This window comes from Leptospira yanagawae serovar Saopaulo str. Sao Paulo = ATCC 700523, from assembly GCF_000332475.2.
Taxonomy (GTDB): Bacteria; Spirochaetota; Leptospiria; order Leptospirales; family Leptospiraceae; genus Leptospira_A; species Leptospira_A yanagawae.
In genome coordinates this window covers 124,342-136,963 of sequence record NZ_AOGX02000016.1, presented here as the reverse complement: position 1 = coordinate 136,963, position 12,622 = coordinate 124,342, and the positions used below count along the sequence as shown (strand labels likewise).

Annotated in this window: 8 protein-coding genes; 2 read left to right on the top strand and 6 right to left on the bottom strand. The window is 37.2% G+C overall.

What is annotated here, in order from left to right:
• Positions 1 to 59: 59 nt before the first annotated feature.
• The 6 genes from LEP1GSC202_RS10610 to nirB all read right to left on the bottom strand — a co-directional run bounded on the left by LEP1GSC202_RS10610 (position 60) and on the right by nirB (position 7,427).
• On the bottom strand, positions 60 to 1,415 hold the full coding sequence (locus tag LEP1GSC202_RS10610) for a NarK family nitrate/nitrite MFS transporter (protein WP_015677759.1): 1,356 nt from the start codon (positions 1,413 to 1,415) through the stop codon (positions 60 to 62).
• Positions 1,416 to 1,613: 198 nt separating this feature from the next.
• On the bottom strand, positions 1,614 to 2,804 hold the full coding sequence (locus LEP1GSC202_RS10605; RefSeq protein WP_015677756.1) for a molybdopterin molybdotransferase MoeA: 1,191 nt from the start codon (positions 2,802 to 2,804) through the stop codon (positions 1,614 to 1,616).
• Positions 2,801 to 3,715, bottom strand: a complete 915-nt coding sequence (gene moaCB / locus LEP1GSC202_RS10600) for a bifunctional molybdenum cofactor biosynthesis protein MoaC/MoaB (RefSeq protein WP_015677780.1) — start codon at positions 3,713 to 3,715, stop codon at positions 2,801 to 2,803. The genes LEP1GSC202_RS10605 and moaCB overlap by 4 nt, the downstream gene beginning before the upstream one ends.
• Before the next feature lie 9 nt (positions 3,716 to 3,724).
• Positions 3,725 to 4,516 (bottom strand): uroporphyrinogen-III C-methyltransferase, encoded by a 792-nt coding sequence (cobA, locus tag LEP1GSC202_RS10595; RefSeq protein ID WP_015677696.1) that lies wholly within the window; start codon positions 4,514 to 4,516, stop codon positions 3,725 to 3,727.
• A complete protein-coding gene (nirD, locus tag LEP1GSC202_RS10590; RefSeq protein WP_015677776.1) occupies positions 4,513 to 4,893 on the bottom strand; it encodes a nitrite reductase small subunit NirD in 381 nt (126 codons plus the stop codon). Before nirD ends, cobA begins: the two co-directional genes overlap by 4 nt.
• Positions 4,894 to 4,907: 14 nt before the next feature.
• A complete protein-coding gene (nirB, locus tag LEP1GSC202_RS10585) occupies positions 4,908 to 7,427 on the bottom strand; it encodes a nitrite reductase large subunit NirB (RefSeq protein WP_039928847.1) in 2,520 nt (839 codons plus the stop codon).
• A 421-nt stretch (positions 7,428 to 7,848) separates the two neighbouring features.
• On the opposite strand from nirB, the gene LEP1GSC202_RS10580 reads away from it, so the two are divergent.
• Complete coding sequence (locus LEP1GSC202_RS10580; protein ID WP_015677772.1) at positions 7,849 to 11,361, top strand: nitrate reductase; 3,513 nt, start codon at positions 7,849 to 7,851, stop codon at positions 11,359 to 11,361.
• Positions 11,362 to 11,501: 140 nt separating this feature from the next.
• Entirely contained in the window at positions 11,502 to 12,611 is a 1,110-nt protein-coding gene (locus tag LEP1GSC202_RS10575) for a PepSY-associated TM helix domain-containing protein (RefSeq protein ID WP_015677659.1), read from the top strand.
• Positions 12,612 to 12,622: the final 11 nt, after the last annotated feature.

The window sequence follows — 12,622 nt, the reverse complement described above, 5'->3', positions numbered from 1 at the left end:
ATTTTTGAGAGACAAGTGGAAAATTGCCTCTCAAAAGAAATTTGTATCGTTATTTTAAATCAAGTTGCTGTTAACAAGTCAGTTTTTTTCTCACCTGGAGGAACAATTTGACTCATCTCGTCTCCTACTTCTTTTTCTTCTTCCATTGAAAAACGAACTAATAGGGCAAAAAATGCGGAAACAGTGACAAAAACACCTATCATTAGTAAGGCGTTTTGGTATGTCAATTCACCTCGGAATAAAAATCCTGCTGAAACAGCTCCAACATTTCCACCTGCTCCAACAATCCCTGATACAGCACCAATCGCTTTTTTGTTAACAAAAGGAACTACAGAGAAGGTTGCTCCTTCTGACATTTGAACAAATAAACTGAAAACAATCATGGATGAAATGGCTAGTATAAGTGAAGTCATTTGCGAAAATAAAATCAAACAAATCCCCTCACCAGCAAGTGCCGCTGATAACCATACCACACGACCGCGTAACCCCCATTTGATTCCGAATTTATCTCCGAAAACACCACCTAATGTTCTTGCAAATAGATTCATCAAACCAAATAAACCAGCGATGAGTCCAGCAGTTGGAGGTGTTAGTTTGAATTGATCAACATAATAAAGAGCTGCAATATTGTTAATGGTTAATTCAATTCCAAAGCAGGCACCATAGGCTAAAAACAAGAGCCAAACTCTAGAATCCTTAATCACCAAAAGAAAGTTAGCAAGTGAATTTTTTTTACCACCTTGAAAGGTTGGATACGTATCCTTGATGTCTTTAAAATTTCCACCAGGTGTATCTTGTGTTCCAAAATAATAGATGATACCCATAAGAAAAAGGGCAACACCTGGAACTACCATGGCAAGTCTCCAAGAAACCCCGGTTGTAAAACCAAATGCAACAAAAAATCCGAAAATCAGAGGCATTACCATCTGCGTTACGCCCCCTCCTAAGTTTCCCCAACCTGCCGTAGTGGCATTTGCGGTTCCTATAATATTCGGTGCAAACATAACAGACGTATGGTACTGTGTGATCACAAAGGAAGCTCCAATTGCTCCAATGGCCAAACGTAATAATAAAAAAGTAAGGTAACTGTCGGCTAAACCAATACACATGACTGGAATTGATCCAAAGATTAACAAAAATGTGTATGCAATCCTCGGACCAATTTTGTCACACAACCAACCAATGAATAGACGCATAAATATTGTGATTGCAACAGAAGCTATGATGATGTTACCGATTTGTGCTTTCGTAAGAGATAATTCTTCTCTTACATATACCATCAGTGGCGCAATGCCAAACCATCCAAAAAAACACAAAAAGAAGGCAATCCAAGTGAGATGGAAGGTTCTCATTTGGGGAGTTTTGAAACTGAATAAATCGATTTTAGTTGCTTTCGCATGAGGTGTAATCGTCACGGGAATGATTCTCCTTATAGAGAATCTAATTGCAAAAATTGTACCAAATGATCTCATCCAATGCACCCAAAAAAGGCTTAAAATACGGGGTTTTTGGTCGATTTTGCAGTACAAATTGAGAGGGTGTGTGTCTTGAATTAGAATTGTAGAAAATTCGAATCATCTGTGTACGGAACGTACAATCTGTTTAAATGGTATCTACCAAGGCAAAAATTGGATTCCTTCTTCTGCTTCGATTTGTTTTGATTCACTGGGAAATAAAGCAAGGCCATCCGAAAAAATTCCTGCTTTGATATCACCACTTCCATTAAAAGGAATCGCTTCTAATCGAGTTTTCTCTTTCGTTACGAATCGAACAGGGAAAAACTCAGTCAATGAATGTTTTTTCTTTTTCGGTTGGGAGAGAGGAAATCTGAGATACATTTCTTTTTGTTGGGAAAAACAACATCTTAAAAATGGATCTATAAATAATCGGAGACAAGTTTGGACACTAAAGGGATTACCAGGTAATCCGAAAACAACGGTTCTGTTTTTTTTACCGAACCAAATTGGTTTTCCTGGTTTAATGGCTGTTTTGTGAAAAATGGTTTCTACTCCTAAATCCATTAGAAGAGAGGGGACTAAATCTTTTTCTCCCATAGATACTCCCCCCGATAGGATCAGGATGTCACAATCAAGCGATTGTTTGATTGCATTTTTCATCATACTTTCATCGTCTGGGACTATAGAAATCTGACTTGGGTTGATATTCCATTTTTTTAGAAATGTAGAAATGGTAACAGAATTTGAATCTCTGATTTGGTGGGGAAGGGGTGTGATACCGAAAGGGACAACTTCATTGCCAGTTGAAATGATTTTTACATTTGGAGGTGAAAATACAGATACAGTTGTTTTTCCTAAACTTGCCAATAAGGAAACTTCAGAAAGATTGAGGTAGGTTCCAACAGGAAGTAATGGATCAGATTTAAGGGCATCTTCTCCTCGTTTGGCGATATTTTGCCACTGAGAGATATTTTCTATAGGAAACATAACCATTTTTTGATTCTGTTCTTCGGTTAGTAACGCATCCTCTATTTTGATCACTGCGTCAAATCCCTCGGGAACAGGGGCACCCGTCATGATACGAATTACAGTTTCCTCAGTTAGTTTCGTGAGAGTGGATCCTGCATGTAGTTCTCTTGTATAAGGGTACTGTTTGTTTGGTATAAATGCTTTCGTAACAATTGCAAATCCATCCATTGCAGAACGATTGAATGGAGGATAGTCACGATCAGCTAACACAGATTCCGCTACAATGCGTCCATATGTCTCTTGTAATGGAATGGATTCCGTCCCAAAAGTCTTCGCTTCTTGGTTGATCAATCCAATTGCTTTTTCGAAAGAAATCAATGTCCTTCCCCTCTCATCATCTTTTTGGAATGAAAGATTGCCGGTAAAATTGCGGTCATACTTTCTTTTGCTCCATTGCTGCTTCCAGGTACCGCAATAATGATGGATTTTCCTATACTCCCAGCAATGGATCGGGATAACATTGCAAATGGAGTTCTGTCTTGGCCAAACGAACGCATCACTTCTGCAATCCCTGGAATTTCTTTTTCTAACATTGGTTTGATGGTATCAGTTGTGTTATCTCTTGGCCCTAACCCTGTCCCACCTGTAGTAACAATTAAATCAATATTTTCTTTTGTCCATTTCGCAATTGTTTCTCTGATTTTATTCGGTTCATCTGGAACAATTTTGATTTCTAAAACTTCAACACCTTCTTCTTTTAATAGTTCAGCGATGATTTTTCCAGAGCCGTCTTCCTTTTTTCCAGCAAAACAAGAATCGGAACAAACTAAAATTTTTGCAGTAGAACCAAACGCGAATTTTGCGATCTGTTTGTCAGTTTTTCCGCCTTTTTTTTCCAATAGCCGAACAGAAGATATTTCAAGTGTTTTATCAATTGGTTTTAATAAGTCATAAATTACTAAAGCTGCAACGGTTACCCCTGTCAGGGCTTCCATTTCGATTCCTGTTTTGCCGATTGATTTAGCTTGCGTTAAGATCCGAACGGCATTTTTTTCTTCTAAAATTTCAAACTGGATGGAAAACGAATCAATAATGACAGGATGGCAATGAGGGATGAGGTCGGAAGTTTTTTTAGCACCTAATAAAGCAGAGGCTTTTGCTACCCCAAACAAATCTCCTTTGGGGAGAGTATTGGCTTTGATTCTCTCGATGGTTTCTTTTTGACAATAAACAAACCCTTCTGCTTCTGCAAAACGTAGGGTAGTTCTTTTTCCAGTAATATCATTCATTCCTATCCCTTATACTGGAGATAGAATGGAAGCACAGCCATTTTTCAAAATTTTCATCTCTTCATAAAAACGGACGATTTCACCAATGACTAGGATAGCAGGTGATTTGACTTCATTTTTTGTAACAATGGATTCTATAGTTTTCAAATTCCCAGTAAAAACTCGTTCCGTCTCTAAGGTTGCATTTTGGATTATGGCTATTTTAGTTGATGAGTCATTTCCCGATCGAATGAGTTCAGAGATTATGAGACCCAATGAATTCAATCCCATATAGATGATGATGGTTTTTCCGATACAATTTAAATTTTGAAATGCATCGGTATTCACTCCGTCCTTTTTATGACCCGATAAAAATAAAATTTCCCGCGCATAATCTCTATGTGTTAGAGGGAAACCTAAAGACGATGCCACTCCTGATGCGGTAGTAATCCCTGCAATGATTTCACAAGAAATGCCTTCTTGTAAAATGGAAGCATATTCTTCACCTACCCTTCCGAAGATGGAAGGATCTCCCCCTTTTAATCGAACGATGGTTTTGTGTTCTAAACTTGCTTGGATCAGTTTATCATTGATTTCGTTTTGCAAACAACTATGAACACCCAAACGTTTTCCCACGTACACCATTTGGATTCGTTTACGACAAACCCCAAGAATCCTTGGTGAAACCAAGTCATCATAAAATACAATATCGGCTTTTCTTAGGATTTTTAATGCTTTGATTGTGAGTAGTTCAGGGTCTCCAGGCCCTGCACCAACCAAATAAATTTTACCTCTATTGAATCGATCGGATGGAATCGTCATGATAATAAACCTGGAGATTGTAGAAGAGAAGGATCAACTTCTATGTAAACAGATCCATTTTCAACGATAACTTGATAAAGATTCACTTTGTAATTTTCATCACTCAAACATTCACCTGTTTGCAAGGAAAAATTTCGTTTGTGAAGTGGGCAAACAACTTTTGGTTCACCATTAGAATCACCTAACAAACCTCTTGATAAAACCATATCACCAGTGTGAGGGCATGCATTATCACATGCATACCATTCATCTTTTGATTCAAAATAAAAAATGGCTATCTGTTTTGACCCAATTTTTGCACTGACTCCACCTTCTTTTTCAAAATCGGTAACTGGACCTATGAATACTTTTTCTTTTGTATTTTGATTCGTTTGCATAAAAATATCCTTATTTAAGTTTTAACTAAATCATTTTGTGACCAATCGATTGGTCGGATTTGTCCACGTTCTTCTATAAACTGAATGTTTGGATCTGTTTCGTCGCTATTAACAAAGTGTTTGAATTTTTTTTGTTTTTCAACGTCTTCTACAACGTCTTTCCATTCACAATGGTAAGTATTCACTAAGTGTTTCATTTCTTCATCTAACTGTGAATTTATACCCAACCTATCATTGATCACAACATCTTTTAGGTATTCGATCCCACCTTCCAATTGTTCCAACCATGTTGAAGTTCTCATTAATTTGTCAGCTGTTCGGATGTAAAACATCATATAACGGTCGATATATTTTATACATGTGTCTTCATCCAAATCTTCAGCAAATAAAATTGCATGTTTTGGGTTTACACCGCCGTTTCCGCCGATGTATAAATTCCATCCTTTTTCAGTTGCGATGATTCCAAAATCTTTTCCACGTGCTTCTGCACACTCGCGTATACATCCTGATACACCACATTTTAATTTATGAGGAGCACGGATTCCCTTGTAACGTTCTTCCAATCTGATCGCAAAAGATGTACTATCCTGCACACCAAATCGACACCAAGTTGAACCAACACAACTTTTTACGGTTCGCATAGATTTACCATAGGCATGTCCACTTTCGAATCCGTTATCTACTAAATCTTTCCAAATGGCAGGAAGTTCGTTTAATTTTGCACCTAACAAATCAATACGTTGACCACCTGTAATTTTGCAGTATAAATTGTACTTTTTGGCGATTGCACCTATGACAATTAGTTTATCAGGTGTGATTTCTCCTCCTGGGATTCTTGGAACTACAGAATAAGTTCCTCCTCTTTGGATATTGGCTAAGTATTTATCATTGGTATCTTGGATTTCTCTATGTTTTAAAATAGGTTCATTCCAGATACTTGCAAGGATTGAGGCAACAGCAGGTTTACAAATTTCACAGCCGTGGCCTTTACCGACTTCTTTTAAAACATCAGGGAATGTTTTTAAAGATTTTACTTTAATGACTTGGAAAAGTTCCTTTCTTGAATATTTAAAATGTTCACATAAGTGCTCTGTGACAACTTTTCCCTGAACTTTTAATTCAGCTTTTAGAATCGAATTCACTTGTGGTAAACAACCACCACAACCACTACCCGCTTTAGAACAATTTTTTAAACTTGTGATATCAAAACAATCTTTGTCACGAATTGCGTTTAAGATATCTCCTTTTGAAACATTATTACACGAACATATTTTTGCTTCATCTGGCAAAGAATCTGCACCAAATAAATTTTCCGAAGATACTGAACCAACAATTAATGTCTCTGGTTCTTCTGGTAATTCCATCTTATTAAGATAAAAAGATAAGAGATTTCCATATGCTTTCGCATCCCCGACTAGGATTCCTCCAAGTAAATATTTTCCATCAGGCGAAATTACGAGTTTTTTATAAACACCACTCCTTGGATTTTTGAATACGATAGGAATATGTTCACTTTGTCCTAAGGCATCACCAAAAGAAGCTACTTCAACTCCAATTAATTTAAGTTTTGTAGAAAGGTCTGATCCAACATAAACTTTTGGTTTACTTCCGGGACTACATAGATTGAAGGCAAGTGTTTCAGCCATTTCGTATCCAGGTGCAACCAAACCGTAAATAAAATTCCTGTGTAACGCAACTTCCCCGATTGCATAAATTCCATAAACATTAGTACCCATTCCATCATCAACGATGATACCACCACGTTCTCCTACACTAATGCCTGCTTCTTTCGCTAATTCATCTCTAGGACGTATACCAGCTGAGACAACCAACATATCAAATTCTAAGGTTTCTCCATCTTTGAAGGTAAATCCTTCAATTTTTTTATCTCCTAAAACTGTTTCGGTTTGTTTGTTTAAGTGGATTTCTACTCCAATTTCCTCAATTTTTGATTTTAAAATTGAAGCTCCACCTTCATCGAGTTGGCGTGGCATAAGTCTTGGAGCAAATTCAATCACATGTGTCTCTTTTCCTAAGTCGACAAGGGCTTTTGCTGCTTCGAGACCGAGCAAACCTCCACCTAATACGGCAGCTTTTTTAATTTTTTTACTATATTCTAATGTTTCTTCTAAATCTTCAATCGTACGATAAACAAAAACACCTTCTTTGTTTAATCCATCAAGTGGTGGAATGAATGGAGAAGAGCCAGTTGCAAATATCAATTCATCAAATTCTAATTCGGTTCCTAAACTTGTTACCAATTTCCTTTTTACTGTATCGAGTGAGATTGCTCGCTCAGATAATAACAATTTTATACCATTGGTTCTATACCAATCTGGGCTACATAGATAAAGGTCTTCAGCGGAGCGATTCGCAAAATATTCAGAGAGGTGAACTCTGTCATAAGCACGCCTAGGTTCTTCTCCAAGAACTGTGATTTCAAATTTGTCAATCCCACCGAATTCTACCAACTTTTCGCAGAACCTGTGGCCAACCATTCCATTACCTATGACAACTAACTTCCGCTTGATCATCTCTTTACCTAACCCAAGGCACAAATTAAAGGAACCTCGAAGGCTCCCTTTCCATACTTTTTATGCACGAATTGTACCAAAGAAAGGCATCTAGATGAATAAAAGGTCGAAATTAGCAATGATCCGTAATCAATTTGTACAGAATGTCCGTTTATTGGAAGGAATCACCTGTTGCTCTGTCTATAAAATCGCAAAAATTGAATTTTCTAAACTAGTTTCGCTTTCATCGGGAAAGGATTATTCGGAACCAAATTGGAGTTAAGAAGGCAAAATGCCTACGATGTGTACATTATGCATTCAAATATGTAGAATATTAGAAAACAAGAATGGCATACCGACTTTAATATCTAATTTTTTCCATAGGAGTAAGCATTTTTGTGAAATATTCAGCATTTGGCATAATAATTGCTAATTTTGATCTGTGCAAAACAAAGAAACATATCCCTCTACTTGTTCCTATTGTGGTGTTGGTTGCGGTGTCACGATTCAAAAATTAGGAAATCATGAAATTCGTGTGGAAGGCGATAAAGACCATCCTGCCAATTTGGGATTGTTGTGTTCGAAAGGAAGGAATTTGCACTACACAGTGATGGACAGAAGTGATCGGATATTGTATCCATTACATCGGGCAACAAGGACTTCCAATTTAAAACGAATTACATGGAACCAAGCACTCGATTCGATCAGCGAAAAATTTAAAAATCTATTGGATACATACGGCCCGGATTCAGTTGGATTTTATGTATCGGGTCAATTATTAACTGAAGAGTACTATATTATAAATAAGTTAATTAAGGGATTTATCGGTAGTAATAATATCGATACTAACTCAAGGCTTTGTATGAGTTCCGCCGTCGTTGGTTACAAAATGGCTTTAGGTGAGGATAGTGTTCCAGTATCTTATGAAGATATTGAACTTGCAGATTGTTTTCTCATTGCAGGTGCCAATCCTGCTTGGTGCCATCCTATTATATTCCGAAGGATTGAAGCACAAAAGAAAAATTTTCCGAATACGAAACTCATAGTAGTAGATCCTAGAAAAACCGACACATGCGAAGAAGCTGACCTTCACCTTCAAATCCATCCAGGTACCGATATTTATCTTTTTCATGCCATCGCTAAAGTATTGATCGATCACGATTGGATTGATCATAACTTTCTCACATCTCACACAGAAGGATTTGATGAATTAAAAACATTTCTTCTAGGCTTCGATTTGCAAAAAGCTGCAAACATTTGCGGTGTACCTTTGGAAGACATTGCACTTGCAGCAAAATACATCCACGAAGCCAAAGGATTTTTATCATTATGGGCAATGGGTCTAAACCAAAGTGTGATTGGAGTGAACAAAAATTTAGCATTAATTAATTTATCTCTCATCACTGGGAAAATTGGGAAACCAGGGTCTGGACCATTTTCACTTACTGGTCAACCCAATGCTATGGGAGGGCGGGAAGTCGGTGGACTTTGTAATTTATTACCTGCACATCGAGATTTGAACCAAGCAGATCATCGCAGAGAAGTTGAATTGTTTTGGGGAGTGAGTGAAGGAAAAATCAAAGACAAACCTGGATTTACTGCAGTAGAAATGTTTGAAAATCTAAAAAGCGGTAAAATGAAGGCAGTATGGATTGTATGCACAAACCCAACAACGAGTTTACCTGATGCAAGAACAGTTGAACAAGGATTACGTGAAGCAGAACTAGTTGTTGTTCAAGACATTTCCATGAGTAATGCATCCATCCCATACGCGGACTATGTGTTACCGGCCGCAGGATGGGCTGAAAAACAAGGCACTATGACAAACTCGGATCGAAGAGTGACCTATCTATCCAAAATCATCGATCCACCAGGTGAGGCAATCTCAGACACCTTCATCATCCAAAAATTTGCAGAGAAAATGGGTTATGGTTCTTCCTTTGCGTATCAATCAGAGGAAGATGTATTTTTGGAACATGCAGCGTTAACAAAAGGGACAAACATTGACATTAGTGGATTAGATTATTCGATTTTACAAGAAAAGAGATCAGTCCAATGGCCTTTTCCTGAAAATAGCAAGGAAGGAACTCCAAGGTTATTTACCGATCATAAATTTTACCGACCGAATGGAAAGGCTAAAATCTTTGATGTCAAACCTGATGATGTTTCTGAAAAAACTTCAGAAAGGTATCCATTCATTCTTACTACAGGTCGCATCAGGGACCAATGGCATACCATGACCCGTACTGGAAAGGTTCGTAAACTCATGGAACATAAAAGTGAGCCCTATTTGGAAATCCATCCAAAGGATTCTGCATCTATTGGAATTGAAGATGAAACACTTGTCGAAGTTTTCAATGAAAGAGGGCTCGTGCGTGTAAAGGCAAAGGTAACAGATTCGATTAAACAAGGGACTGTTTTTTTACCCATGCATTGGGGGAAAAAAAATCAGAATGATGAGTTCCGTGCCAACAACTTAACAAATAAAGAATTTGATCCTTTTTCCAAACAACCAGGCTTCAAAATATCGGCTGTACAAATTCGTACCTTCCAAAAGGAAAAAGAAAAAATTTTAATCATTGGTGGTGGGAATAGTACGTCTGCCTTCATCAAACATTACAAAGAACTTTGCCCAGATGACGAAATTACCGTTTTATGTAAGGAAGAAAATCCATTGTACAATCGAATCCTACTTCCTGATTTTATCAGCGGTGAGAAGTTGTTTACTGAATTGACAAGTGTGAGTGCCGATGAAGTAAAATCTTGGGACATCCAACTTCATACTTCAACATCGGTCACTACTATTTTGCCCGAGGCAAAAATTGTAAAAGATTCGCTTGGGAACTCATATTCATATCATAAATTAATCATTGCAACAGGAAGTTCTCCTCAAATTCCAAAATCCATCTCTCCAAACATGGTAGGTGTATTTAGTTTACGAGCCAAAACTGATGCTGATAAAATCAAAGGATTTTTTGTTCCAGATTCTCATGCATTGATTGTTGGTGGTGGTTTATTAGGTTTGGAGCTTGCATCAGCACTCAAATCTCTTGGTGTAAAGGTTACCGTTTTAGTTCGCACCAATCGATTGATGTCTAAACAACTTGATTCAATTGCTTGTGAAATTTTAAGAGAAGAGATTGAAAGCCGTGGAATTGAAGTATCATTCAATTCAGAAATTTCCAAAGTTCACGGATATGATCGTGTGACGTACGTGGAATTAAAGGACGGAAAAAAAATATATCCAGATGGTATCGTTTATGCGATGGGTACAAGTCCAAATTTATCGTTAGCAAAAGAAATGGGTATTGAAATTGGTGAAGGAATTAAGGTAAATGAATTTTTGCAAACATCAGATCCTGATATTTATGCAATCGGGGAGGTTGCCGAACATACATCTGGAGTTTATGGAACAGTCCTTGCTGCCGAAGAACAAGCAAAAGTTGCTGCAAATCATATTTATGGATACCGTTTTCAAACTTATAAAGGATCTTTACATTCAAATTTATTAAAAATCCCAGGATTGGAATTAGTTTCCTTACGTTTACCTGGAATCCAGTTTGAAGACTTATCGGATGAATATGAAGAAATTGTCTTTATGGATCGTAAAAGACGCAAATACAAAAAATGTATTGTGAAAGGTGACAAGTTGGTGGGAGCCATACTTGTTGGAGACAAATCAGAGTTTGTTGAATATAAAAATTTAATTGCTTCTGGATTAGAGTTAGGTGATAAACGGCAACAACTTTTGTCCAGTATATCCACCGCCAAACCTCCGAAAGGTGTATTAGTGTGTTCTTGTAATGGAGTAGGACAGGGAAATATCGAGGACGTAATCCAATTTGGTGCAAAAGATTTAAACGAAGTGATGGAAAAAACGGGAGCTGGAACCGGCTGTGGTAGTTGCCGACCAGAAGTGAGTCAGATCATAAAGAGATGTCTCTCGAGTCATTGATTCCAAAAGACGAATTCCGGTTCACACTCAAAACCATTGTTTTGGGTCGGAATTTGAAACCCTAAGCATAGCAATCAAATTGACTTGAAAATGAGACCTATTCTCGTTTGAATGGAAAAAATGAGCCTTAGGAAAGAAAATTGAAAGCAAAACATTGGTACAAACTCCATCTGGTCTTAGGACTTTTTGGTTCTCTATTTTTACTGATTCTCGGGATTACTGGTTCTTTGCTCGTATATGGAAAAGAAATTCAATCCTTTTTGACGCCTATGGAGATAGGAGGTAGTGAAAAACGATTGGGATTTGATACACTTTACCACCAATTCCAAAAACAGGTTCCTGATGGCAGTATTGCAGGATGGCTCGTCTCAGATATCGTGGACCAACCAGATCAAATTTGGTACCATCATAAGGAAAATCCAAATCAAGAATTCGTTTATCTTTTAGATCCTTTCCAAGGGAATGTGATCGGTTCGTTAAAGGACGATCGCAGAGATAGTTTCTATGGGTTTCTATTAGTTTTGCATTATAGTTTATTTATGGGAGGAATCGGTTATTTTATCACAGGTTGTTTTGCGATTATCTATTTATTATTAGTATTCACTGGGATTAAACTTTACAAACGATTTTGGAATAGTTTATTTCGGTTGCGATTTAAAGAAAGTTTTCAAATCCTATTTTCCGACTTACATAAATTTGTTGGTATTAATGCAGTTTGGTTTCATCTCATATTAGCAATAACAGGTGGTTGGTGGAGTATTCGTGATACTTTGATTCGTAATCATCCTGAGGAAAAAATTGTTCATGGACTATGGTCGGAATCAAAATCAATTGAATCATTATTAAAAAAATCTAAAATTCAAATCCCAGGATTCCAACTAGGTTACATTTCTTTTCCACACCATTCAGAAGACGAACCTATCGGTTTATATGGAAATCGATTCCAATCATCTGCTTGGGAGAGCCGATATGGATCCTATGTATTGTTCATTCCCAATACCGAGGACATTGTACGTAAAGTTGATATTTCGAAAGTATCACTGCTCACTCAAGTTTTAGATGCATTTAGACCGTTACATTTTGGAACTTTCGCAAATCATTTCAGTAAAATTTTATGGGTAATGGGAGGCCTGACACCTGCAATACTTTCGATTAGTGGATTTTTGATATTTTATAAAAAAAGGCAAAACAAAATTAAGAGTATAAATACTAGAACCCAATCTTTTTCATTAGGTTCCAATATTCGATAAACAATCTTAAT

What these genes read in the sequence shown, in the direction of transcription:
- cobA (WP_015677696.1), bottom strand. Translation starts at nt 4,516, where the DNA reads ATGACGATTCCATCCGATCGATTCAATAGAGGTAAAATTTATTTGGTT.
- moaCB (WP_015677780.1), bottom strand. Translation starts at nt 3,715, where the DNA reads ATGAATGATATTACTGGAAAAAGAACTACCCTACGTTTTGCAGAAGCA.
- nirD (WP_015677776.1), bottom strand. Translation starts at nt 4,893, where the DNA reads ATGCAAACGAATCAAAATACAAAAGAAAAAGTATTCATAGGTCCAGTT.
- nirB (WP_039928847.1), bottom strand. Translation starts at nt 7,427, where the DNA reads ATGATCAAGCGGAAGTTAGTTGTCATAGGTAATGGAATGGTTGGCCAC.